Annotated in this window: 20 protein-coding genes; 18 read left to right on the top strand and 2 right to left on the bottom strand. The window is 40.5% G+C overall.

From position 1 onward, the window contains the following. Positions 1–4 precede the first annotated feature (4 nt). Positions 5–1,111: a glucose-1-phosphate adenylyltransferase subunit GlgD gene (gene glgD, locus BPOF4_RS03365; RefSeq protein WP_012957653.1), complete on the bottom strand. Its 1,107-nt coding sequence runs from the start codon at positions 1,109–1,111 to the stop codon at positions 5–7. Positions 1,112–1,127: 16 nt separating this feature from the next. Next, positions 1,128–2,282, bottom strand: a complete 1,155-nt coding sequence (locus BPOF4_RS03370) for a glucose-1-phosphate adenylyltransferase (protein WP_012957654.1) — start codon at positions 2,280–2,282, stop codon at positions 1,128–1,130. A 295-nt stretch (positions 2,283–2,577) separates the two neighbouring features. Between BPOF4_RS03370 and BPOF4_RS03375 the strand changes: the two genes are divergently transcribed. The 18 genes from BPOF4_RS03375 (at position 2,578) to BPOF4_RS03460 (ending at position 26,120) form a co-directional block, all read left to right on the top strand. Then, positions 2,578–3,303 (top strand): DUF2225 domain-containing protein, encoded by a 726-nt coding sequence (locus tag BPOF4_RS03375; RefSeq protein ID WP_012957655.1) that lies wholly within the window; start codon positions 2,578–2,580, stop codon positions 3,301–3,303. Between the two features lie 37 nt (positions 3,304–3,340). Next, the gene (locus BPOF4_RS03380; protein WP_012957656.1) at positions 3,341–3,823 is read left to right on the top strand and encodes a chemotaxis protein CheX; all 483 of its coding nucleotides are present in this window, start codon (positions 3,341–3,343) and stop codon (positions 3,821–3,823) included. A gap of 138 nt (positions 3,824–3,961) precedes the next feature. Then, on the top strand, positions 3,962–5,503 hold the full coding sequence (locus BPOF4_RS03385; protein WP_012957657.1) for a bifunctional GNAT family N-acetyltransferase/carbon-nitrogen hydrolase family protein: 1,542 nt from the start codon (positions 3,962–3,964) through the stop codon (positions 5,501–5,503). Positions 5,504–6,100: 597 nt separating this feature from the next. Further along, entirely contained in the window at positions 6,101–6,625 is a 525-nt protein-coding gene (locus BPOF4_RS03390; protein ID WP_012957658.1) for a FixH family protein, read from the top strand. 138 nt (positions 6,626–6,763) lie between these two features. After that, positions 6,764–8,431, top strand: coding sequence for a glycerol-3-phosphate dehydrogenase/oxidase (locus tag BPOF4_RS03395; RefSeq protein ID WP_012957659.1), 1,668 nt, complete (start codon positions 6,764–6,766; stop codon positions 8,429–8,431). A 178-nt stretch (positions 8,432–8,609) separates the two neighbouring features. Continuing rightward, entirely contained in the window at positions 8,610–10,346 is a 1,737-nt protein-coding gene (locus BPOF4_RS03400; protein ID WP_012957660.1) for a phospho-sugar mutase, read from the top strand. A gap of 116 nt (positions 10,347–10,462) precedes the next feature. Then, positions 10,463–11,476 carry a S66 family peptidase gene (locus BPOF4_RS03405; protein ID WP_012957661.1) on the top strand — a complete coding sequence of 338 codons (1,014 nt, stop codon included), beginning with the start codon at positions 10,463–10,465 and terminating at the stop codon, positions 11,474–11,476. Between the two features lie 94 nt (positions 11,477–11,570). Further along, positions 11,571–12,980 carry a SpoVR family protein gene (locus BPOF4_RS03410; RefSeq protein ID WP_012957662.1) on the top strand — a complete coding sequence of 470 codons (1,410 nt, stop codon included), beginning with the start codon at positions 11,571–11,573 and terminating at the stop codon, positions 12,978–12,980. Positions 12,981–13,669: 689 nt separating this feature from the next. After that, a complete protein-coding gene (locus BPOF4_RS21085) occupies positions 13,670–14,179 on the top strand; it encodes a YusW family protein (RefSeq protein WP_012957663.1) in 510 nt (169 codons plus the stop codon). A 177-nt stretch (positions 14,180–14,356) separates the two neighbouring features. Continuing rightward, positions 14,357–16,114 (top strand): ABC transporter ATP-binding protein, encoded by a 1,758-nt coding sequence (locus BPOF4_RS03420; RefSeq protein WP_012957664.1) that lies wholly within the window; start codon positions 14,357–14,359, stop codon positions 16,112–16,114. A gap of 15 nt (positions 16,115–16,129) precedes the next feature. Further along, entirely contained in the window at positions 16,130–17,938 is a 1,809-nt protein-coding gene (locus BPOF4_RS03425) for an ABC transporter ATP-binding protein (RefSeq protein WP_012957665.1), read from the top strand. Between the two features lie 133 nt (positions 17,939–18,071). After that, positions 18,072–18,773 carry a response regulator transcription factor gene (locus BPOF4_RS03430; RefSeq protein WP_012957666.1) on the top strand — a complete coding sequence of 234 codons (702 nt, stop codon included), beginning with the start codon at positions 18,072–18,074 and terminating at the stop codon, positions 18,771–18,773. Continuing rightward, a complete protein-coding gene (locus tag BPOF4_RS03435) occupies positions 18,770–20,152 on the top strand; it encodes a sensor histidine kinase (RefSeq protein WP_012957667.1) in 1,383 nt (460 codons plus the stop codon). Before BPOF4_RS03430 ends, BPOF4_RS03435 begins: the two co-directional genes overlap by 4 nt. Next, positions 20,145–20,912 (top strand): PepSY domain-containing protein, encoded by a 768-nt coding sequence (locus BPOF4_RS21090; RefSeq protein WP_012957668.1) that lies wholly within the window; start codon positions 20,145–20,147, stop codon positions 20,910–20,912. The genes BPOF4_RS03435 and BPOF4_RS21090 overlap by 8 nt, the downstream gene beginning before the upstream one ends. Positions 20,913–21,062: 150 nt before the next feature. Next, complete coding sequence (locus BPOF4_RS03445) at positions 21,063–21,902, top strand: PepSY domain-containing protein (protein ID WP_012957669.1); 840 nt, start codon at positions 21,063–21,065, stop codon at positions 21,900–21,902. Between the two features lie 364 nt (positions 21,903–22,266). Beyond that, positions 22,267–22,764: a GNAT family N-acetyltransferase gene (locus BPOF4_RS03450; RefSeq protein WP_012957670.1), complete on the top strand. Its 498-nt coding sequence runs from the start codon at positions 22,267–22,269 to the stop codon at positions 22,762–22,764. A 114-nt stretch (positions 22,765–22,878) separates the two neighbouring features. After that, positions 22,879–24,849, top strand: a complete 1,971-nt coding sequence (locus tag BPOF4_RS03455) for a putative bifunctional diguanylate cyclase/phosphodiesterase (RefSeq protein WP_012957671.1) — start codon at positions 22,879–22,881, stop codon at positions 24,847–24,849. Positions 24,850–24,917: 68 nt separating this feature from the next. Then, positions 24,918–26,120: an aminotransferase-like domain-containing protein gene (locus BPOF4_RS03460; RefSeq protein WP_012957672.1), complete on the top strand. Its 1,203-nt coding sequence runs from the start codon at positions 24,918–24,920 to the stop codon at positions 26,118–26,120. The last annotated feature ends 29 nt before the right edge of the window (positions 26,121–26,149 follow it).

A 26,149-nucleotide genomic window follows, 5' to 3' on the forward strand; every position in this document is an offset into this window, starting at 1 on the left:
ATAGTTAAATCACTTTTCGTTTAGCTACAACATAAGGCTGTTTATCTGCTCCAATTAAGGTTTTATTAGGTGTAAGAGTAATGTCTTTATCAAGAACAACATTCTTTAGGACGGTTCCTTTTTTGATGACGCACCGCTGCATGATCACGGAGTTTTCAATCACAGCGCCACGCTCTACTTTAACCCCGCGAAACAAGATGCTGTTAGATACTTTCCCTTCAATAACGCAGCCGTTGGCTATTAATGAGTTCGTTGCGTTTGAACCTCTTTTATACACAGTAGGGGGTTCATTCTTAATTTTGGTCATCAATGGCTTTTTTGATAAGAATAATTCCTCAAAATGTTGATCGGACAAAAGCTTCATGCTTTGTTGGTAGTATGCAGATAGTGAATCAATAACGGCAAGGTAGCCGTTGTATGCATAGCTTCCAATCTTAAGCTTGTCAGCTCGGGGGATAATACCCTCTTCAAAAAGAAATGATTTTCCCCGAGCAATACATGAATCCACTAACTCGAGTAAAAGATCTTTTTTAATGATATACATATTCATATAATAGTTAGGATTTTTTTGATCATTTGTAAGATCACGTACGTGGCCTGTTTTATCTATTGTAAGTTTCTTTGAAAATGGTGTATCTGTTACCATCTTTTCATTGTGTTGATAGACGACTGTCACATCTGCATTGGTATTCAGGTGCTGAGTGAAGACTTCTTCAAAATCAACGGTTGAGACGTGCTGGCTGCCCGTAATAAGGACATGGTCTGCTTGGCCTCGGGCAAAGAAGTCGCGATTATTATGAAAATGCTGCAGCTCCCCTTTAGAAATATCAGTCGGGTCATTCCAGTCTGGAGGAAGGATGAAGAGCCCGCCTTTAACATGATCGAGATCCCACGCCTTGCCATTCCCTAAATGATCCATTAATGATCGATATTTTCTTCTTGTGAAAACCGCAATTTCTGAAATTTGTGCATGAACCATATTGGATAAAACAAAATCAATCAAACGGTAGCGCCCGCCAAACGGCACAGCAGCTCCGCATCTAAAGTAAGTTAATTCTCCTAACAGATCTTGTTCAGCATCTAAGTTAATTACACCCATTAATCGCTTCAATGAACGAGCATCCTCCTTACGCTAACATCGTTAACGCTTCAAATTTTGTTTCTTGATCGATAACTAAAATGTCATGTTTAGAAGAAGTAATTCTTGTGCCATCAGGAATTTGAGTACCCTCTGTCACAATGACATTTGTTAAGGTCACATTTGAGCCGATCTGTACATTAGGCATCAAAATAGTGTTTGTCACTTCACTGTGCTGCCCGACTTTAACTCCATGGAATAGTATCGATTTCACAAGCTTTCCATAGACTAGGCACCCTTCATTAATAAAAGATCGGCTGACTTTTGCTCCGGCGGCTATATATTGCGGAGGCTGATTAGGATTAGTTGAATAAATTCTCCACGCATCTTCATGTAAATCAAGAAGAGAATCCGTCGCTAAAAGGTCCATACTCGCTTCCCAATAACTTTGAACGGTTCCAACATCACGCCAGTAGCCGGAGAAAGGATAGGCAACAAGCTTTAGATCACTTTCGAGCATAGAAGGGATGACGTTTTTCCCGAAATCATGCTCTGAATGAGGACTTAACGCATCATTAGTTAAAAATGATTTCAGATAAGACCATGTAAATAAATAAACCCCCATAGAGGCTAAGTTATTTTTCGGGTGTTTAGGTTTTTCTTCAAATTCAGTGATTGTGTAGTCTTCATCAGTGTTCATGATGCCAAAACGGCTCGCTTCATCCATAGGCACCTCAATGACTGAGATCGTCACATCTGCTTGTTTTTCTTTATGGTATTGAAGCATTTTGTCGTAATCCATTTTATAAATGTGGTCCCCTGATAACACGAGTACGTATTCGGGCTCGTATTGTTCAATGAAGCAAGTATTTTGATAGATAGCGTCTGCTGTTCCGAGATACCAAGACCCGCCTGCTTTTTCTACAAATGGAGGCAATGCTGTTAATCCCCCTTGACGATGATCAAGCCCCCAAGGAGTTCCAATTCCAAGGTGGGTGTTAAGTGCTAATGGTTCATACTGAGTGAGAACCCCTACTGTATCAATACCAGAGTTTGTACAATTGCTGAGCGGGAAATCAATAATGCGATATTTGCCTCCAAAATACACAGCTGGTTTAGCCAGCTTTTTTGTGAGCGAGCCTAATCGCTTTCCTTCCCCACCAGCTAAAAGCATTGCGACACATTCTTTTTTAGAACTGTTCATTTAGTAAGCCTCACTTTCATTAAACGTCAATTGATGGCACTTTGCTTGTTGGTTGCTTGTAAATTAGAAATTGTTCTCAAACCGCTTCTAAGATAGTACGAATATATTTCCTCTTTACTCTATGATTGTGCAAACGCTTACCATGACTAATAAAAAATATAAATTTTTCACTGGGGTTTTTTTGGGTAATAAGTTCTGTTTTATCTATTTTTTTAATTGAAATAAAGATTACCTATAGCTAATATTGGTCTTTTGAACTAAAATAATATGTATCAAAAGAACTAAGGTGAGGCTTATGAAGGAGACAATTGAGCCACTCTATGATAAAAGTTGTACGTGTATGGTTTGTAGTCATTCATTTACAACAAAGAGAATTCGTTCTCGCTTTGTCAAAGTAAAAAAGCTGCACAATGATTTTTTTACTGAATATAAAGAAACTGATTTAAATCCTATTTATTATGAAGCCGCAGTGTGTCCGGAATGTGGGTTTACATTTACTGATATGTTCCAACCAAGCTTTCCACAAGGCTCCTCAGATGCGATAAGGGAAGTGTTGAAAAGCTGGAAGAAACAGAATTTTGGAGAGAAGCGGACAAGAAGCGATGCGATACGCACATTGAAGCTGGCCTTACTGTCTGCTGTCCTTAAAAAGGAAAAACATATTGTCATTGCCGGGCTTTGCCTGAGGTTAGCTTGGATTTACCGTGAATCACGTTCAAGTAAATTATCTTCAAGTGAATTATCCCAATCTGAAGAAAAACGTTTCTTAGAACAGGCATTAGAAAGATACATCGCTTCTTATGAACAAGCGGATTATGTTGGTACGCAGATGAGTGACATAAGAATTCTTTATTTGATTGGAGAGTTATCGAGACAATTAGGGAATCAAGCAGATGCCATTCGTTATTTTAGTGAAGTGATTCATCACAAAAATAGAGCAGTTGAAGCAAAGCTTGTAGAGATGGCAAGAGAACAATGGTACATCATGCGTCAAGACATCAAGGACGTAGAAAGTCAATAAAGGCAAGGGTATGAAAGATCATAGGAGGTCTGGCGTTATGAATGTGCAATACATAAATGCGATTTGCCGTGCTGCAAAATCGATTTTAACGAGTCATTTAGGAGTAGAAGTGGAGAATATGCGCCCAAGTGCAGGCAGCGGGACAGTTCCTTCACACGGGATCTCCGTCATTCTTGGGGTTAAAGGCGACTTAAAAGGTCAGATTATATGTACTTTCCAAACCGAAACCGCCTTAAATATTGTTGGAGCTATGATGGGCGGAATGAAAATAGAGGTACTAGATGAAATGGGCTTCAGTGCCGTTCAAGAGTTCGGAAACTGGGTTGCTGGAACGACTGCGACTGAACTATCAAAAGAGGGCTGTGTGATTGATGTAACTCCGCCTGTAATCAATGAAGGAGATTCAAAATTCCACTCCAGTTATCCATATATAACGGTTCCCCTAAGAAGTACATTAGGTGAGATTCAAGTGCATATTTCCGTATCAGAAGATGGGGCTAAGACACGATCTGCTATATAGGCAGGTCGTTTTTTTGTTAGCCGAATACACTAGAATGCTGCTTCCTAAAAAGAAATAAGAGTGTTCCAATCAAAAGAGTGTTCAAATCGACAAAAAACGGGTAAACTCAGGGGTGTTACGGTAAAGGAGATGATATGAATGTCAGAAATAGATGTTTCAAAATTTGAAAAAAAAATGATTATTAGAACGATAGAAGAACGTGATTTTGATGCAATTATAAATATGCAAAAAGTTTGTTTTCCAAACATGGAGCCATGGAAGAGAGAACATTTGCAAAGTCATATTGATATTTTCCCAGAAGGGCAGTTCTGTGTTGAGTATGACGGGGAAATCATTGGTTCATGTTCTAGTTTAATTATCAACTTTGATGAGTACGATGATCAACATACATGGGATGAAATTACTGATGAAGGCTACATTACGAATCATGATCCTGAAGGATACAATTTATACGGAATTGAAGTAATGGTTCACCCGCAGTACCGCCGCATGAAAATCGGCAGAAGGCTTTATGAAGCACGGAAAGATCTTGCGAGAGAACTTAATCTAAAAAGTATTATTATCGGCGGGAGAATCCCAAATTATCATAACCATGCAAAGGAACTTACGCCGCGTCAATATGTTGAAGAAGTAACGATGCATAACTTGTATGATCCAGTTCTTACTTTCCAAGTGATGAATGGATTCAGCTTGAAACGAATTAATCAGAACTATCTTGAAGACGACCGTGCTTCCATGCGTTATGCGACTTTGATGGAGTGGAATAATATTGACTATCGTCCGACGACTCCTAAACGTCAATTTAAAACATCTTTCCCTGTGCGCATTACGACCATCCAATATGAGATGAAGAAAATTTCTTCATTTGAAGATTTCGCGATTCAGTGCGAGTACTATACAGATGTTGCGGCAAGTTATCAATCGGACTTTGCTGTATTTCCGGAGATCTTTACGTTGCAGCTGCTTTCTTTCTTACCGGAAAAAAGCCCAAGTCGTGCAATTCGCAGGCTGACGGAATTTACTGAGGATTACATTGAATTATTTACAAATTTAGCGGTTAAATACAATGTAAACATTATTGGAGGATCGCATTTCGTTGAAGAGGAAGGGAAGATTTACAATATTGCGTATCTCTTCCGTCGCGATGGAACAATTGAGAAGCAATATAAACTTCATATTACTCCAAATGAACGTAAGTTCTGGGGTATTCATGGTGGAGACAAAGTAAATGTATTTGATACAGACTGCGGAAAGATTGCAATTCAAATTTGTTATGATATTGAATTCCCTGAGCTTGGTCGTATTGCAGTTGATAAAGGAGCGAATATTATCTTTACTCCATTCTGTACCGATGACCGCCAAGGCTATCTGCGAGTACGTTACTGTTCACAAGCTCGTGCGATTGAAAATCAAGTATATACCGTTCTTTCTGGTACAGTCGGAAACTTATCTCAGGTGGAAAATATGGATATTCAATATGCTCAATCGGGTATCTTCAGTCCATCAGACTTTACGTTTGCACGGGATGGAATTGTCGGGGAATGCAACCCTAATATCGAAACTGTTGTAGTAGGGGACGTTGACCTCGAAATCCTTCGCCGTCATCGCCGAGCGGGAAGCGTAAACCAGCTTCGTGACAGAAGACATGATGTCTATAAGATTGTTTATAAACAAGACTAAATCTAGAAGCTGAAGACATTACTAAAGCTCAGCACCTTGAAAAAGCACCTTTGCCAGGTGCTTTTTTGGTATGAATAAAACGAAAGAGGTAGTATTTAGTTGGGCTGATTAAAGTCCCCCCTGCAGTAGTGGCTGATTTCCGCTGCGATCAACGGAGCGAAGAGGTAATATGGTGCTCCCTCATTATAAGTAGCTTCTAAACCTAAAAGACGGTGCGGCAGATTAAAGCAATTTTAATCAGAACTGAACTCATTTGCTACATCATTACACTACAGTTCTGGAAAAAGCGATAACCTAGCGGATGAACTATACGGAGACTTCTACGGGGCCTAGAGCAGGAGTGAGATCCCACAGGGCAAAGCCCGAGGAAGCTCACTAGCTCCCCGTGAAAAGCGAAGTATGGTTCAGTAGCGGCGAATCCGCTATAACCCATGTTTAAAGCATTTGAAGTTAAGTCACTATTTTCCCATGAAAAGCCGAGTACATTTAAGGAACGGCGAGTATACTCAAGCACATATCCGCCCCTGTGGCTGGCAAAAACGTTTATCATCCTCCCTAAATGGATAAGCTGTAGACATTAAATAGGAGGAATGAATTATGAAGCTTGAAAAGGTATTACGGCCAGAGTGGGTTATACCAGCCATTATTGTACTCTTTATTTTAGGTTCAGGAGCTGTTCTTTTCTTAGCTGCGGTCTCAAAAGATCAAGTCGTAACCGATTGGTCGATGAATGTAGCAGGGCTTGATGAGTTTTATCAGACAGGAGAAGCGGTCGATATTCATTTATTTTTAGAGGACGCAGAAGGACACCCGATTGAAGATGCCAATGTATCAGTTCTCCTAGACAGGCCTGAGACGGTGCATCATATGAATAAGGTGATGCATAAGGTCGAGGGGGGCTTATATGAGACAGAAGCCATCTTCTCTTTGCCCGGTACTTGGATTGGAATGGTAGAGGCAGTTAGAGGGAAGGATGTGTACCGCAATCAATTTTTGCTTCGGGTAGAGGGCGGAATAATTGCAGAGTCTAATCGTGACCCTGAAGATGTATTCACTCTAGATCAGCCCTTGCCTGCATATTTACAAAAAGAAATGGAAGCGATTCCGGCATCGCATCCTTAGACTTTTCAAATAATACCAATAGCGTTATAATGACTCTATGATAAAAGGTCGGAGACAAAGGGACCACAACATGATGCGGAGTGAAGGCAGCTCTGTAGATGGTTGTGGTCTTTTTTAGAGTAAAAAGGAGTGAAGAAGATGGCCCATACATTCTCAAGTGAAAAGCGTTCTGCTTATGTTAATGAGTTGAAAACAAAAGAATTGGATCTTTTGGTCATTGGTGGAGGGATTACTGGTGCCGGGATCGCACTCGATGGAGCATCAAGAGGGTTGAAAATTGGTTTAATTGAGATGCAGGATTTTGCGGCAGGGACCTCAAGCCGTTCCACTAAGCTTGTACACGGAGGTCTGCGTTATCTTAAGCAGCTTGAAGTTAAGCTAGTAGCGGAAGTGGGAAAAGAACGGGCCATTGTATATGAAAATGCCCCCCATGTAACTTCACCTGAATGGATGCTTCTACCCATTTTTAAAAATGGCACATTCGGCAAATTCTCGACTTCCTTTGGTTTAAATGTATATGACCGGCTGGCTGATGTTAGAAAAGATGAAAGACGTCATATGTTGAACAAAAAAACGACGTTACAGCGTGAGCCTCTGCTTAGAAAAGATAAATTGAAAGGCGGCGGACTGTATGTAGAATACCGTACAGATGACGCACGTCTCACACTTGAAATTCTAAAAGAAGCAGTGAGACGAGGGACTGTTGCGGTTAATTATATGAAAGTCGAGTCTTTTCTCTATGAAAACGGTAAGGCAGTCGGTGTTGTGATGGTTGATCAATTTACAGGTGAGGCGCATAAAGTGTTTGCGAAAGTGATTGTCAACGCAGCCGGACCTTGGGTAGATACGCTGCGTGAGCAGGACAGGTCCAAATCGGGTAAGCAGCTTAAGCTATCTAAAGGGGTTCATCTGGTCATTGATCATGCTCGTTTTCCTTTAAGTCAAGCGGTTTATTTTGATACTGAAAAAGATGGCCGAATGATATTTGCTATTCCTCGTGACGGGAAAACGTACGTTGGAACAACCGATACGTACTATGAGGCTGACATCGCTCACCCAAGAATGACGATAGCTGACCGCGATTACATATTAGAGGCCGCGAATTTTATGTTCCCTTCCCTGCATTTAACTCCAGAAGATGTTGAGTCGAGCTGGACTGGGCTCAGACCTTTGATTTATGAAGAAGGAAAAAGTGCTTCAGAAGTGTCACGTAAGGATGAAGTATTTACCTCTGATTCCGGCCTTTTGTCTATTGCAGGCGGGAAGTTGACAGGATACCGAAAAATGGCTGAGCGTGTCGTGGATGACGTTTGTAAAAAGCTTAGTATAAAAGCAGTCTGCCAAACGGATTCGATTACTTTGTCTGGCGGCCATGTAGGCGGGATTGACCAATTTCAAGCATTTTTAGAGCAGCAAACAAGAGAAGGAGTCCGTCTTGGGCTTTCAGAAAGTACAGCTTATTCCCTCTCAAAATTATATGGCTCGAATGTGACGAAAGTATATGCCTGTTTTAGACAGACCAAAAGACATGCCGAAGCATTCCATTTACCAAAAGAATTACTAGCTCAATTAAGGTATGGAATAGAAGAGGAAATGGTCGCAACGCCGCTTGATTTCTTTAACCGCAGAACGGGAGCTTTATTCTTTAACATCCATTGGGTGATTAAACATAAAGAAGCTGTTCTCCGCTATATGAAATCAGTGTTTGAGTGGAGCGAAGAAGAAGCGGCGATGCATGAAGAAGAGTTAAATAGAGAGATTTACTATGCTCGAACACCGGTAGCTGACGAGAATAAGCCAGTATAAGGCGTACAAGAAGTACGTCTTATCTTTTTTTTTTGCCCTTAGAGTAATTTGTAAGACATAGATATTTAATTGCTAAGAGGTTTCTCCGGTGTGGTGTGGAATAGTATATAATGTCTAGGAGAGATTCGAACTAGGAGAGGTTCGACTTAGAAATGATCGAGTAGAGAGGGGAAATGATATGAATTGGAGAGCTCGCTACGCGAGATGGATCAACTTCCATGCGCTAGAAAAGGAACTAAAAGAAACTTTAACTAAGATTGAAAGTAATGAAGAAGCCTTAGAAGATTGTTTTTATAAAGATCTAGAATTCGGCACGGGCGGCATGCGTGGTGAAATTGGCCCAGGTCCTAACCGAATGAATACATATACAATACGCAGAGCAGCTAAAGGCCTTGCTCTTTTCATTGAGGCACAAGGTGAGGAGGCAAAGAATAGAGGCGTAGTCATTGCTTATGATTCAAGACACAAATCACCTGAATTTGCAAAGGAAGCGGCGCTGACTCTTGGAAAACACGGTGTGAAGACGTATTTATTCCTTGACCTTAGACCGACGCCAGAACTGTCCTATGCGGTTCGTAAGTTAAACGCATATGGCGGAATTGTTGTGACAGCTAGTCATAATCCTCCAGAGTACAACGGATTTAAAGTGTACGGCCCAGATGGCGGTCAGCTTCCGCCGGGTCCTGCAGATGAGCTTGTCCGTTATGTAAATGGAATTGAAGATGAGCTGACGATTGAAGTGGCGGATGAATTAGAACTTAAGGCAGAGCGCTTATTACAAATCGTTGCTGAAAATGTAGACAATGCCTACAACGAAGAGCTTAAAACAATTGTTGTGAATCCTGATCTCCTTAAAGAAGTTGGAGGAAATGTGAAAATTATCTTTACTCCGCTCCATGGTACAGCAAATGTATCAGTGAGACGTGTACTAGAGGAGACAGGCTTTACCGATGTCACTGTCGTAGCTGAGCAAGAGCTGCCAGATCCGCAATTTTCTACGGTGAAATCGCCTAATCCAGAGGAGCATGCTGCTTTTGAACTGGCAATTCAGTATGGTGAAAAAGAGGGCGCAGACCTGCTGCTTGCAACCGACCCTGATGCTGATCGCGTTGGTCTTGCAGTGAAAAATAATGACGGGGAATATGTCGTATTGACAGGTAACCAAACAGGTGCCCTTTTGCTTGATTATATTTTGAGTCAAAAAGAGAAGCAAGGGACCCTCCCTGCTAACGGAATTGTAATGAAAACAATCGTTACTTCAGAATTAGGCCGAGCCATTGCAGAACACTACGGTATGACGGCAATGGATACACTAACCGGCTTTAAATTTATAGGAGAGAAAATTGCTCAATTTGAACAAACAGGTGAGCATACCTTCTTATTTGGGTACGAAGAAAGCTATGGCTATTTAATTGGTGATTTCGTACGCGATAAAGATGCAGTTCAAGCCTGCTTAGCTGCGGCTGAATTAGCTGCTTACTACAAGTCTCGTCAAATGACGGTGTATGAAGGATTACTTGAGTTGTATGAGAAATACGGATACTACCAAGAGTCATTGCAGTCACTTACGCTAAAAGGAAAAGCAGGTATCGAGAAAATACAGTCGATTATTTCTTCCTTTAGAACAGAGCCGCCAGTTGAAATTGCTGGTAACCGAGTGGCCTATATTGAAGACTATCAATCGAGCCAATCAATGAATGTCGCAATAGCTGAACCAAGTATGATTCAGCTTCCAAAATCAAATGTTTTAAAATACAAGTTAGAGGATGGCTCTTGGTTCTGCATAAGACCATCCGGTACAGAGCCAAAAGTGAAATTCTATTTTGGGGTCCAAAAGAATTCATTAGAAGAAAGCCGGCTAAGTTTACAAGAGTTAGAGCTAGCTGTTATGAACCGTGTACATGCCTTAAGTTAATCTTTAAGAAAGCTATAGATCCTTTATAAGGGTTTGTAGCTTTTTTAGTTTACTAAAAGCTGTATGATCCAATGTTTTCCTGTTAAAATAGCGTAAAACTACAGAGGAGAGATCCCATGATTACCTATCCCTACTTAAAACAAAGCGCGACAATTGGAGTGACTGCCCCTTCATCAGGGGTCCCAGACAATCTTCATCCTCTTTTAAAGCAAGCTTGTACACGACTTGAAGCAAAAGGGTATCAAATTAGGAGAGGGACAACAGCCTGGACTCAACAAAAAGCAAGATCCGCTTCTGCTGAAAAACGAGCAGAAGAGTTTAACAGTATAATGGCTGATCCGGATATTGATGCGATCATTCCACCATGGGGCGGAGAATTGTTAATTGAAATGCTGGATGGTGTAGATTTTAAAGCGATACAGCCTAAATGGGTGCTTGGATATTCTGATGTGAGTCTATTGCTGTTAGCAATCACACTGAAAACAGGCATAGCTACTGCTCATGGAACGAATTTAGTCGACCTGCGGGGAGAAGAGTCAGATGAAATAACAGCCATGTGGGAACATGTTTTATGTACAAAGAAAGGGGAGGGTATTGTTCAGCAATCATCTGATTTCTATCAAAAAGAGTGGAATTTCGAAGAACCTAGTCCGCACATCTTTCATTTAACGGAACCGACAACTTGGAGGGCAGTCAATGATGAGAAAGTTGTTCTAGAGGGAAGATTACTTGGCGGCTGTATTGATGTCATCAGACATTTAATTGGAACACCTTATGGAGATGTAAGGAAGTTTTATAGTCAGTTTGGTGAAGGAAAGCCGATTATTTGGTATTTGGAAAACTGTGAATTAACGACAACGGATTTAAAAAGAACGCTTGTGCATATGAAATTAGCTGGATGGTTCGATCAGTGTACTGGCATTATGTTTGGCAGAAGCGGTGCAAATCAGCCTGTGCAAGATTATACAGTGCATGATGTGTACAGCGAATTACAAACAGAGCTTGGAATTCCCGTCGTGTATGACATTGATTGCGGTCATATGCCGCCGCAGCTCACATTGATAAATGGTGCTTATGCTAAAGTGTTAGTGGACCGTGGCAGTGGCATGGTTGAACAATCTTTTATTTGAGCATGATCTTAGTACTCTCCTATTAATTGTTCTCATGAATTGTCTTACCCTCTCATAAAATGAAGGAAGCAGCATTTAGGAGGGGGATTTTAAAATGAATGAGAACTGGAAGGAGCTCGAATATGCAATTGCTGAAATCACAGAAATTGCTGAAGGCTTTGGACTAGATTTTTATGAAATGAGATATGAGATTTGCCCTGCGGAAATTATCTATACATTTGGTGCCTATGGAATGCCGACACGTTATTCACATTGGAGCTTTGGAAAACAATTTCATAAAATGAAGCTGCAATATGACCTCGGCCTCAGTAAAATCTATGAGCTCGTTATTAACTCAGACCCTTGTTATGCGTTTTTACTAGACAGCAATTCGTTAATTCAAAATAAATTAATTGTTGCTCACGTCCTGGCACATTGTGACTTCTTTAAAAATAATGTAAGGTTTTCAAATACAAGAAGAGATATGGTAGAGAGTATGAGTGCAACCGCAGACCGAATTGCGCACTATGAGCATGTGTATGGAAAAGAAGAAGTGGAGAATTTTTTAGATGCGGTACTTGCGATTCAAGAACATATTGACCCAAGCCTCGTTCGTCCGAAGCTGGCATGGAGCAAGGATGACGATGAAGATAGTACGATCGTAAAAAAACGAGGCGATTATGATGATCTTTGGTCTCTTGATCAGAAAGCAAAAACAGAAGAGATAAAACCAAAAAAACGAAAGTTTCCTCCTAGCCCGGAAAAAGATATTCTCCTGTTTATTGAAGAATACAGCCGTGAACTTGAACCGTGGCAGCGTGATATATTAACCATGATGCGAGAGGAAATGCTCTATTTCTGGCCGCAGTTAGAAACGAAAATCATGAATGAAGGCTGGGCATCATTTTGGCATGCTAGAATCTTACGAGAAACGGACCTTACAAGTGAGGAGACCATTGAATATGCAAAATTAAATGCAGGCGTTGTTCAGCCTTCAAAAACGTCAATTAACCCTTATTATTTAGGGCTTAAAATCTTTGAGGATATTGAAGAGCGGTATAATAATCCAACAAAAGAAATGCAGGAGCGGCAAGGTGTAAAACCTGGCAGCGGACGTGAAAAAATGTATGAAGTAAGAGAAATCGAATCGGATATTTCTTTTATAAGAAACTATTTAACCAAAGATCTTGTGATGCGTGAAGATATGTATCTATTCCAAAAACAAGGTGCGGAATATAAGGTAGTAGATAAAGAGTGGGAACATGTCAGAGACCAGCTTGCCTCCTCAAGAGTAAATGGAGGGTTTCCTTATTTATCGGTAACCGATGGAGACTATTTAAAGAACGGTGAACTCTACATTACTCATGCATTTGAAGGAACAGAGCTTGATGTCAGTTACCTAGAAAAAGTTCTTCCATATTTATATCAACTATGGGGAAGAACCGTTCATATCGAATCAATTATCAATGAGAAACAAATTACATTTATCTATGATGGCAAGAAGGTACACCGTAAGTATTTATAAGCTTGTAAGAGGTTGGGATTGAAGTAAGGTCTATAAATTCTGAAGTCTGGTGTGTATAAAAGGCGACTCTAATAAAAAAGGTCGTCTTTTTGCGTTTTTTGATTTTGAACTTAATTATTTGTGTATTCACTCCGTTGATTAGGGCGAAAGGCAATCGAATTCGGGGATGGCTTTTGAAGGAGTTGAAAAGCTGTCAAACATTCTGGTTAGTTTAAGGTTGCCGCTCCTGAAAGATGCTTCGCTTTTATATTAGCTTCACTATAAAGATAAGTCACTGAATCGTTCAAGGAGGATGATACTTAACAACCTATTAGCTCCGTTGATAGGAGCGGAAGGCGCCGACTCCTGCGGGAAGTGCGTGACCAGGGAAGACCCCACAGGAGCGTAGCGACGAGGAGGCTTGCGGACCGCCCGCGGAAAGCGTGTGCCTGCAGAGGAAATCAACAACTAATGTAAGGGGAGACATTGTTTTCATTTTCCTCACTGAAGAATTTGTACTGTTCATCAATTAGCATTAACCCAATGTACAATGTACATAGCGCTAATCTAGTGTTTCGTTTTGTACAAGCCTAATCTCATGCGAAGACGTATATTTCCTCTGCTCTTTGTTTAAACTAACCTTTGTATCATGGTTAATGGTACATATTACCGGGTATAAGTTTTAAAAATTGAATTGGAGGAATTTATAAATGAAGATGTTAAAAATGTTTTTAATGAGCATTGGGTTAATCACGATTCTAGCTGCTTGTGGAGGGAATAATAATGTAGATGAGCCTCCAGCAGATGCGCCTGTAGAAGAAGACGATACAATGTTTGATGATAACGATGACGCTTCTGCACCGGATGAAACTGGTGATACAAATGGAGAAGAGGGCAGTTATGCATTCACTTCTTTCGATTTAGATGTGGAGTATCAAGATAACCAAGAGGTCGATGTTGATTATGAAAGCGAACAAGACGGAATGGAAGCAAAGTATCGCAACGACTTTGAAGGAATTGACCTTGAAGGCGATGAAGCGATGCAGGAGCTTGAGGCCTACTTCACTCAGTTAGATTTTGATTCAGCTGCAGCAGATGAAGAGGTCATTGACCAAGTGATGTCCGTCTTTAATTTAGATCCATCTTACACTGAATTTGAACTAGAAGTTGATTTTGCAGATGGAACAGAAAAGGAATACAAAGCGCAAGGCAATCAATAAATACAAACAGACACATCACTTCGGTGGTGTGTTTTTTATAGGTTATAACTGACAGAAAATTTAAAATAGACTGTTGACTAGGTGCTTGTCTTCGAAGTATGATTAAATTTGCTCCAAAAATCATTCGAGTTACGAATGAATAAGGGGAAATCTGGATAATAAAAGGCGGGTGTACATATGGATACGTTTAAGCGCTTAAAGAGCTTTTATTGGCCTTATAAAAATTACTTTATTTGGTCGCTTGTTGCCTTAATAGGTGTAACAGGAATGACCGTTATGTATCCAATTATTTTGCAATATACAATTGATCATGCTGTACTTGGCGGTCAGTATGAGGTCATCCCTTATCTCGTTTTAGGCTTGATCGCTGTCATGGCTGTTAAAGGGGTTGCTGTCTATATCCATCAATATTTGGGGGATTTGTTTGGTATTACAGCGGTTCATCGTTTACGGAATTCGTTATATGAGAAACTTCAATTCTTACCATTCCGTTATTATGACAATGCTAAAACAGGCGATTTAATGTCACGTCTAACAGGAGATGTGGAGACGTTTCGTTTCTTCTTATCATTCGGTTGTGCGCAGCTTGTAAACTTTGTTCTCCTTGTCGGCTTTAGTATGGGGGTTATGTTTTACTACTCTGTTCCACTGACACTTGTGACGATGGTGATGCTGCCCTTCCTAGCTGTAGTCGTTTGGAAGTTTGATAAGCGGGTCCATCCTGGATTTCGGGGAATTCGTAAATCTCTCGCAAGGCTTAACACAAAAGTGCAAGAGAATGTAAGCGGGGTTCATACGGTTAAAGCTCTTTCACAGGAAGATGAAGAAATTTCAAGGTTTGATCAGACCAATGATGATTATAAACAAAAGCACTTAGATATTTCTAAAATATGGGGAAATTACTTTCCGTTGATGGAGTTCATTGGAAATCTATCGGCTGTTTTTCTGCTTGCTTTTGGAGGATATCTGGTCATTCAAGGAAGCCTCCAGCCAGGTGAGTTAGTCGCTTTCTTTAGTTTAGTTTGGTATATTATCGGGCCGATTATGAACTTAGGTTTTATTATTAATATGTTTTCACAATCTAAAGCTTCAGGTGAGCGCTTGTTAGAGATTCTTGATGAAGAGGAGAGGCTGGATGCTGCAGATAGAAAAAAAGAGAGCGGCAATCCACGCTTAGTAGGGGAAGTCTCTTTTAAGGATGTCAGCTTGCATTACGGAGAGAGTGATCGTCCGGCTTTAAGCAGCTTGACTTTTCATGCCGGAGAAGGGAAAACGATTGGCTTAGTCGGTGCGACCGGTTCAGGTAAATCTAGTATCGCTCAATTGATTACAAGGTTTTATGAAAAAAGCTCAGGTGAGATTACGATAGATGGCAAACCGATAGAAAATTATTCACTAAGCCACTTGAGACATCATATTGGAACTGTGATGCAGGAAACGTTTCTTTTCTCCTCGACCATTCGTGATAACTTAGCATACGGTCGTCCTGATGCTTCAATGGAAGAAATTATTGCTGCAAGTATCCGGGCTGATGCTCACGAATTTATAACGGAACTGCCTGATGGATATGATACCGTGCTCGGTGAACGTGGTCTTGGATTATCTGGAGGTCAAAAGCAGCGTATTGCGATTGCTCGCGCGATTATTATGAATCCAAGCATTCTTATTTTAGATGACGCAACAAGTGCGGTTGATATGCAGACAGAAGTGAAAATTCAGCAAGCATTTCGCGAGCTGATGAAGGGGCGTACCACGTTTATCATCGCTCACCGAATCTCTTCTGTAAAACAGGCAGATGAGATCTTGGTGCTAGATCGAGGTGAAATCGTAGAGCGCGGCACTCATAAACAATTACTTCAACACAAAGAGGGATTATACCGAAGAATTTACGATATCCAAAACCAAGACCAAGAATATGTGTTGCAACAAGCATAAGGAGGTGTAGCAATTATGCAGCATACAGAGAAGAAAGCCCGATTTCATTATTCAACAGAACAAGTGATTGAAAAACCATTCAACTGGTCACAAATGGCAAGGCTTTTAGGGTATATGAAGCCTTATGCTTGGACCCTTTTACCAAAAACGATATTTGTCATGCTACTAGCAACGGCAGTGAGATTAGCCGTTCCTATCTTTATTGGGGTATATGCCTTAGACCGAGCCATTGCAACGAACGATCTCACTCTCGTTTATACGTACGCAGGAATTGTTCTCGCTCTGTACATCACTGCTTATGCAGCGAATGTCTTTCGAATTAGATGGATGAATGAACTAGGGCAGCATATTATTTATGATATTAGACAGGCATTATTTAAACATATTCAACGTTTGTCTCACCGTTTTTTTGACCAGCGTTCAGGAGGATCTATTCTAGTTCGAGTGGTCAATGACGTGAACTCGATGCAGGATCTATTTACGAATGGTGTTGTTAACTTATTGATGGACATTATTATGCTCGTTGGAATTGTGATTATCTTATTTACACTTAGTCCCGAGCTTGCGGTTTTGATTCTCATTGTGTTGCCGATTATGTTCATCATTTCAACTAAATTGCGTAGAAAAATCCGCAGGTCTTGGCAGGTTGTGAGGGTGCGTCAATCAAAATTAAATTCTCATCTAAATGAGAGCATTCAAGGGATTCGCGTAACTCAAGCCTATTCTCAAGAAAAACAGAATATGGAATTTTTTGATCAAGTGAATACGGATAATTATGAAAGCTGGAAGACGGCTACGCGTATGAATGCACTATTTCGTCCTTTTGTTGAAATGGCAAGCTTGGTAGGTGCTGTTATTCTTATTTGGTATGGTGCCCACCTTTATCAAACGGGTGCCGTTACCATCGGGGTATTTGTTTCCTTTGCTTTTTACTTAGGCATGTTCTGGGAGCCGATCTCAAGACTCGGCCAAGTGTATAACCAGCTGTTAGTAGGGATGGCCTCATCGGAGAGGATCTTTGAATTCCTAGATGAAAAGCCGTCTGTACCTGAGGCCAAACATCCAAAGACCCTTAAGGGTGTAAAGGGTGAAATTGTTTTTGATCAAGTGGAATTTGCCTATGATGAGAAACGACGTGCTTTAAATGAAATCAACTTAACATTTAAAGCCGGCCAAACCATTGCGTTGGTTGGTCACACAGGGTCAGGTAAATCAACCATTGTCAATTTAATGAGCAGATTTTATGATCCAACAAAAGGCTCGATCACGTTAGATGGCGTTGATTTACGAGATTTGAAGCTTGATGAATTAAGAACGAATGTTAGTTATGTCTTGCAAGATACGTTCATATTTGCTGGCACCATTATGGATAATATACGTTTCGGTAAGCCGCAAGCGACTGACGAGGAAGTCATGGCAGCAGCTAAAGCGATTGGTGCGCATTCCTTTATCGAGCGGTTGGATAAGGGCTATTTCACAGAGGTTGAAGAAAAAGGAAATGTCTTATCTGTTGGAGAGAGACAATTGCTCTCATTTGCCAGAGCATTACTTGCTGATCCGAAAATATTAATTTTAGATGAAGCTACGGCAAGTATTGATACAGAGACAGAGCTTAAAATACAAGCCGGTCTAAAAAAGCTTCTTCATAACCGTACTGCTGTAATGATTGCCCATCGACTATCAACGATAAGAGATGCTGACCATATTATTGTTCTTGATCATGGGAATGTGATAGAAGAAGGGACGCATAATTCACTGATGAGTCAAAGAGGAACGTACTTTGGCCTCGTTCAATCACAATATACTGCCATCACTTCTGAATAATTTAACTAGGCCTATGGATGAAATCATTTTGATGAAATCATTCGCAGGTCTTTTTTTATGCGAGCAGGAACATTTTTAAATTAACTGCTTTTCATGTACACTTTAGAAAAAAACATAAGGGAGTGCGTTGTAAGTGAACAATGCCCGAATTCTAATTGTTGAAGATGAAGCGAATATTGCTCGAGTCATAGAATTAGAGCTTGAACATGAAGGCTACGAAACAGAGATTGCAGCAGATGGACTAAGCGCACTAGAGCAGATTGAGCAAGGCGGATGGTCTTTGATCCTGCTAGATGTGATGCTGCCGCGATTAAGCGGAATGGAAGTGTTAAGAAGAATACGGAAGGAAGGGAATACGACTCCAGTTATTATGTTAACGGCTCGCGATACCATAGTAGATAAAGTGATGGGCCTTGATCAAGGTGCAAATGATTATGTGACGAAGCCTTTTGAGATTGAAGAGCTGTTAGCACGCATAAGAGCCTGCCTCAGAACTCAACTCAGTACAAGCGGTACACATCTTGATGAAGGTGAATTAACGTTAGCTGATTTGTATGTAAATGAACGAACACGAGAAATTAAACGCGGAGAAACAACGATTGAGCTTACTCCGCGGGAATTTGATTTACTTGTCTATTTGCTGCGGCATCCCGAGCAGGTAATGACAAGAGAGCAAATTTTAGAACATGTATGGGGATTTGATTATTTTGGTGATACGAATGTTGTCGATGTCTATATCCGCTATATGAGACAGAAGCTCGATAAGCCATTTGATGCTCCTCTCATTCATACGGTCAGAGGGGTCGGCTATGTAATGAAGGAATCCGTTACATGAGTATATCAAAGCGAATCACTCTTTTTTCAACGGGCTTTTTGTTCCTATTGCTTGTATTAGTAAATGGAAGTATCTATTTTTTGTTCCAACAATTTTCCACTAATGCTGAACTAGAAAGAATGCAGGCGCAATTGCAAACAATTGCTGAATCGGCCCAGGGGAGCCAATCGGATCTATGGCTTACATCCTATGGTACGGGAGATGGCATGCTTCGTGTGATCCGTGAAGACGGCTCATCTGCCTTAACTGTCACAAAAGAGCCTGATCTACGATTAATCCCTGCAGAGTACAGTAATCGAGAGAGCGGAGAAGTGATAAATTATCAAGAACAGAGCTACTCCCTTAACCGGTTTCCGATCATTTGGGTTGATGGTTCGATTGTTTCTTTAGAATTGATTCATCCGCTTACTACACTTGAATCAACTCTTTCTACCCTTAGAATCGTTTTGATGATTGCATCAGTCTTAATCCTTATCCCTGCTTATTTCGCAGGAAGGGCACTGGACCGCATCATTTTAATGCCAGTTCAAACGTTAATAAACACTATGCAAGGTATTAGAGGGAGCGGGGCTTTTCAGAAGATAGATATTAAGCCTGACGCTAAAGATGAATTGGCTCAAATGAGTCATACCTTTAATGAGATGATGGAGCTGTTAGAAGAAAATTATGATAAACAGCAGCGTTTTGTCTCAGATGCCTCTCATGAGCTCCGAACCCCTCTCACAGTGATCGAAAGTTATGCAAGCCTCCTAAAAAGATGGGGTATGAAGAAGCCTGACCTGTTAGAAGAAGCTGTAGATGCAATCTATGATGAGTCCCAGCGGATGAAAGGCTTAACAAAACAGATGCTGGCCCTTGCTACAGGAGAACCAGATAAAACCGTCACTCTTCAGCAAATAGACCTTGTAAAGTCGGCCGAAGATACAGCGAAACGGCTTAGGCAAGCATATCGTAGAGAGATCGTTGTCACAGCTAATGAGAAGCCCATCTATATACTCGGTGATCCAGAGCGAATCAAACAGCTTCTATTTATATTTGTTGAGAATGGATTGAAATACAGCGATGATGACATTAGGATCACGCTTGATCAGAAGATAAATAATGTTGTACTCTCTATTCAAGATAAAGGAATTGGTATCCCGAAAGATGATATCCCAAATGTATTCGAACGTTTCTTTAGAGTGGATAAGGCTAGAAGCAGGCAGACGGGCGGAAGTGGTTTAGGTTTGTCCATTGCCAAAGCAATTATTGACGCGCACGGAGCAAAAGTAGATGTTCAAAGTGAAGAAGGAAAAGGGACGACATTTAGAATCTTCTTTTCACAAGTCAATGAAAAACAAAGTGAAAAACAAAGTGGAGGTGAAAAGGTGGATGAGTAAGAAATATAAGTGGATCGCAGCAGGCGCTGTCTGTATTGTGGTGATTGGATTAGGTATGTTTATGATGCAGCCGGCAGAAGCTTCAATGGATGAAGAAGAAGTCCGGGAGCTGATAGGATCCCAGTTTGGAGGCACGATCAGTTCAGTAAACAAAACGTTAGCTGATGGAACAAGTGTCTTTGAAATTGAATTGTTATCAGATGGCGGTATTTATTTGATTATAGTTGATGCGGCTTCGGGAGATATTTTATCGTTAGAACAAACCGTCGCAAGAGAAGAGATAGGAAGCCCAGGTTCAACTGATGAGGCCGAGAAACTAACTGTAGAAGAAGTGAAAAGTCTGGTAAAAGAAGAGTATGGTGAGGAGGCGGTTATCTCAAGTGTTGACCTTGTTGATGGAGCAGAATCAGAAGACTCTTCCTATGAAGTGATTATGCAGGAGGGTGCAGGGGAGTCTCGATTGATTATTAATGCTGTAACGGGAGAGACAATCAGTTACTCTCTAGTAGATGAAGGAGAGCATCCAGGTGCTTCTAGCAATCAAAATAATGAGAGAAAAGCTGAACCTATTGGAGAAGCGGAAGCCTCACGAATTGCCCTTTCAAAAGTAACGGGAGAAGTAGATGATGTCGACCTTGAGGAAAAAGATGGCCGCCTTTATTATGAAGTTGAAGTCGAAAATGACGCAGAAGGCTATGATGCCTATGTTTGGATTGATGCATTAACCGGAGAAGTAGTAAATATCATATGGGAAGATTAAAAGGTCCGGCTAGATGCCGGGCTTTTTGTTTTCTCATGGATTCTCATCAATTTCTCATTTTCCTTTAAGGGTGTTTTCATTTCGTGTGTATATGATTAAGGCATAAAGAAAACACACAAACAAAAAACACACTAAAAGGAGAGATTCATAATGAAAAAGTGGGTAGCCATTTTCTCAAGTGCTTTATTAGCTGGAGGTGCTGCAGTAGGAGTTTCTGCTTCTGATGCTGGTAAGTTCGTTTCATATGAAAATACGGTAGCAACAAACACTGAAACCGTAACAGAAAAGGATGACAATCAAGCCAAAGATCAGATTACAAAAGAAGAAGCAGTTAAAGCAGCGCAAGCTATTTTAGGTGGCTCTGTAAAAGAAGTAGAGCTTGACCGTGAAGAGGGGAAGCTTATCTATGAAGTTGAATTATATTTCAACGGAAACGATTATGACTTTGATATTGATGCGATCACAGGTGATGTTTTATCGATTGATGATGATCTTCTAAAAACTCCAGTGAAAAATCAAATGAAGGTAAATGTAGGTGAAGCCAAAAGAGAGGCTCTTTCCCTATTTGATAAAGCGGGAATAAAAGATGTAGAGCTAGAAATGAAAGATGGTCGCTTTGTATACGAAATTGAAGTGAAGGTTGCAGGAGAAGATGGAGACGTCTACATTGATGCAACAACAGGTGAGGTGCTGTACATTGAAGAGGATATTCGTAATAAAGCAATCAGTCAGGGGGCTAATGTGGACCATAAAGAAAGGAGCAGCCAAGAGTCAACGAATAAGTCTGATCACGACTCTATAAAGATCACAAAAGAACAAGCAGTTAAAACCGCACTAAATCACGTAGGAGGGGGCACGATTGATGAGGTTGAATTAGATCGTGAGGATGGAATCTTAGTCTATGAAATTGAGATTGAACAAGATGGCCAAGAAGTAGAAGTAGACGTTGATGCAGCAACAGGTGAAATAGTATCTGTCGACTGGGATTAATTATAAGAAGGGTTTTAGAGAGTTGCCTCATATTAGTGGGCAGCTCTCTTGTTTGTTAGGAGTGACGCAATTAGTTAATAGAGGAATATAAATCTGCTTGTCAGTGACGTATATACAGGTTAAATAGGCGCAATAACAGGAGAAGGACGCAATAAAGCATGCTACTGACGCAATAATTGAATCAATCAGCACAAACACCTTTAAGGCCAACGCATAAACATCTTGAATGGACAATTAAAGCAGCAGCACAGTCACAGTTGGCAGCAAAACTGCTTTATTTGCTGAGGATTGTCATATTTAGGCAGGAGTTTATCCTTTTATAGCTAATCTCTATAATAAGCTTATTAAATTAGGGGATGATCGGATGATTCGGCAAGCAGAAGTGAGAGATGCAAAAGAAATACAGAGCATTGCAGAAATAACATGGAAGCACACCTATAAACGTTTATATTCTATGGACATTATAGAGAATTTTCTTCAAAAAGCGTATGAGATTGAGAGGTTAAAAAAATCAATTCAAATCTGCTCAGAACGGAATGATTGTGGATTTATAGTAGCAGAAGACGTGGGACAGTGTGTAGGTTTCGCGCAAGCTGTTCCTTATTTAGATGGGCTGGAATTATCAAGAATATACATTTTACCGGACTCACAGCGAAAAGGACTTGGTCAGTTATTAGTAAATAAAATAATTGATATTGCCAAGGCTGCACACAAACCTCACTTGTATGTATATGTAGAAAAGGAAAATGAGGATGCGAGGGCTTTTTATGAACGAGAAGGGTTTCATACGATCGATGAGATTGAAGATTCTGCGCTCGGTGTGAAAAGCACACTCGTAAAATGTCAGAAGCAAGTATCCTAATAGTCTATGACTGCTAAGAGGTAACTAATTTGGAAACCTTTGTAGTTTGTTGAAAAGAAACACCTCTTCACATGGTATAATAGTACTGCATGAAAGTCATAAGGAGGGGTGTAGGTGATACAGGAGAAATGGGATGCCATTTTAAACATATGTAACGACCTAGAATTACCAGTAGCGATTTTCTCAGAAACTCATAAAATCCTTACATATAACAGCTACACCGAAAAGGTAATGTTTCACCCGCAAAAACAGCTCGCTGCTATACTTGCACAATTGCCAAACGAGACAAATCAATTAACGAAACAGAATATGAAAATTCAGGGACAAGATTATATCGTTTATAAAAATAAACTGAATACCGCCTCGCGTGAATCATATTTATTATTTTATCCAACTGATCAGCGCACTGAATTGATGAATGAGATTGAAGAGCAGCTAGAACAGCTCGTAAATACTAGGTTTGAAGGCACCTTAATTCATGACCAAGGAAAGATTATCAGTGTAGATGAAGAATCGGCTGTTTTATTTGGTTACACACGTAAGGAATTGATTCATTTATCTGTCTTTGAACTAATTTCACCGGAGGATTGGATCAAAGCACAGGATGCAATTGTGAATGGATTAATCGAACCTTTTGAACTAAGGGCACTTCATAAAGATGGGACAACCATTCATATAGAGGTGCAGGGTCGTCCCTACCCGTATAAGAAAAAAAAGGTACGTCTTGTTTCGATACGAAATATTACTGAACGAAAAAAACAAGAAGAACAGATTACATACTTAGCCTATCATGATGAAGTGACAGGTTTATTAAATAGAAGAGCCTTTCAAGAGCGGATGAAAGAGCAGTTAAATGCATTGAAAAGCGACGAATCTGTCGTTGTCGCAACAATCGGATTAAACCGGTTAAAAACGGTAAATGATGCCATGGGAATTGAGGCAGGAAATCGTCTTGTAAAAGAAGTGAGCCACCTATTGAATGAAAAGTGTCTCCCGCGTATTCACCTAGCTCGATTGGGCAGCGATGAGTTCATCCTTTCATTTATCGAAAGTAATCCACAAGATGCTGTCATTCCTTTTATTAATAATATTTTGGAGTGCTTCAATGAACCTTTGCAGCTCGATGAATTCTATTTTCATGTTAATTTAAGCGTAGGGCTGAGTATCTCATCTAATGCTTTAATTGATGTGAATGAATTAATTAGACAAGCAGAAGTTGCCCTGCACACGATCAAAGATTCTACACATGGTTCTATTCAATTTTATGAAAAGGAAATGAGCACAGGCTCGATCCGTGAAATGATTATTGAAAACGAACTCCGCCATGCGATAGCTAAAAATGAATTTACACTTGTGTTTCACCCGCAGGCCTGCCTTGAAAGTGGAGATTTATCTGGTGTGGAGGCCTTGCTGCGTTGGAAGAGTTCTGCTTTAGGAATGGTGTCTCCTTTTGAATTTATTGAAGTGGCAGAAAAAACGGGCTTAATTATTCCAATTGGGAAATGGGTTATTGAGCAAGCCTGTCACTATGCCTTGCAGTTAGAAAGGGAGTTAGGGCGTCCGGTTAAAATGGCTGTTAATTTATCACCGGTTCAATTTGTACAGCCAAACCTTGTTGAGATCATCACTAATGCTCTAGAAGAAGCCGGGTTAAATGCCTCTTCACTTGAACTTGAAATCACAGAATCTGTGGCAATGGAGGATGAGGCTCATGTGATGGAGAAGCTGACTGCTTTACGTGAGCTAGGAGTCCATGTGTCGATCGATGATTTTGGAACAGGTTATTCATCCTTACAGTATCTAAGTCAGTATCCGATTGATAAGTTGAAAATTGATAAATCATTTTTGCGAGTGCAAACAAATACAAATCAAACGATTATAAAATCGATTGTCTCAATGGGTCATAATATGGGGATGAAAGTGATAGCGGAAGGCGTAGAGTCTTATGATCATGTAGCGCTGCTTAGAAGTCTCGACTGTGATGAGATGCAAGGGTTTGTATGGACAAAGCCTCTTCCATTTACTGAACTAATCACAAAATTAACGAGTGAAGGCAGGTTTCCTCTAGATATAGTTAAAAATTGATTGACATTTCTAATAAATCAGATACTATTGAACTATTATCCAAATATAAAATGTTAGAGGTGTCACATATGAAATACGCGTTTGCAAAGAGAATCCGTCATCTACAATCATCAGCCATTCGTGATATTTTAAAAGTCGTAGGAAGAGGAGATATCATTTCATTTGCAGGAGGCCTTCCTGATGATGAGCTGTTTCCTATTGAAGGAATTGAAGAATCGTTTGCTAAGGTGTTTGAGTCAGGCAAAAAGTCTCTTCAATATACAGAAACAGAGGGTTATCTTCCGCTTAGAGAAGTCATTTTAGAGAGAATGAGCAGAAAAGGGATTACGAGCTATTCTGCTGAAAATGTTATGCTTACTACCGGTTCGCAGCAGGTTATTGATCTGTTTTCACGTGTAATGTTGAATCCGGGTGATGTCATTTTAACAGAAGATCCAACTTACCTTGCTGCCTTGCAAGTATTTAAATCGTATGAAGCGAAGGTCGTGGCTGTAGCTTCAGATGATAACGGGATGCTTCCGGATGATCTAGAAAGAAAAATGAAGCAGTACAAACCAAAAGCAATCTATGTCGTACCAACTTTTTCTAATCCAGCAGGCCGAGTATGGTCGCTTGAGCGCAGACAGCAGCTCTTGAGCCAAGCAGAAAAAGGGAATGTCATCATTTTAGAAGATGACCCGTATGGTGATATTCAATTCCGTCAAGATGAGACCTATACCCCGCTTGCCGCTCTAGATGACGGGACACAGGTTCTGTATACAAGTACTTTCTCGAAAACGGCAGTACCTGCTCTTCGAACGGGATGGGTAGCAGGACCATTTCAAGTCATTCGTATGATGGCCCAAGCTAAACAGGCAAACGACCTGCACTCTAATTCTTTGTCTCAACAAGCGTTATACCAGCTATGTATGCATTTTGATTTAGATGCTCATATTCAGCAGTTAATTCGCGTATATGAGAGTCGTATGAATATGATGGTAAATTGTATTGAACAAGCAAATATTGATGGGCTACGTTTTGTGAAACCTAAGGGAGGCATGTTCCTTTGGCTGGAACTTGCTCCTGAAATAAACACCACCGCTCTATTGCCAGAAGCAGTAGAGGCAGGAGTTGCTTATGTTCCGGGTGAACCGTTCTATGCAGATGTAGCGCAAAAGAATACTATGCGCTTGAACTACACGCATGCAACGCCTGAAAAGATTGAGCATGGTATGGGATTGCTTCTTGATCTTCTTAAAGAGAAAAGTAAAAACCCTCATATCTTTTCATAACATAGAAAACCGTGTGAGCACTCTGCTCA

Source organism: Alkalihalophilus pseudofirmus OF4, assembly GCF_000005825.2.
Classification (GTDB): Bacteria; Bacillota; Bacilli; order Bacillales; family Bacillaceae_D; genus Alkalihalophilus; species Alkalihalophilus pseudofirmus.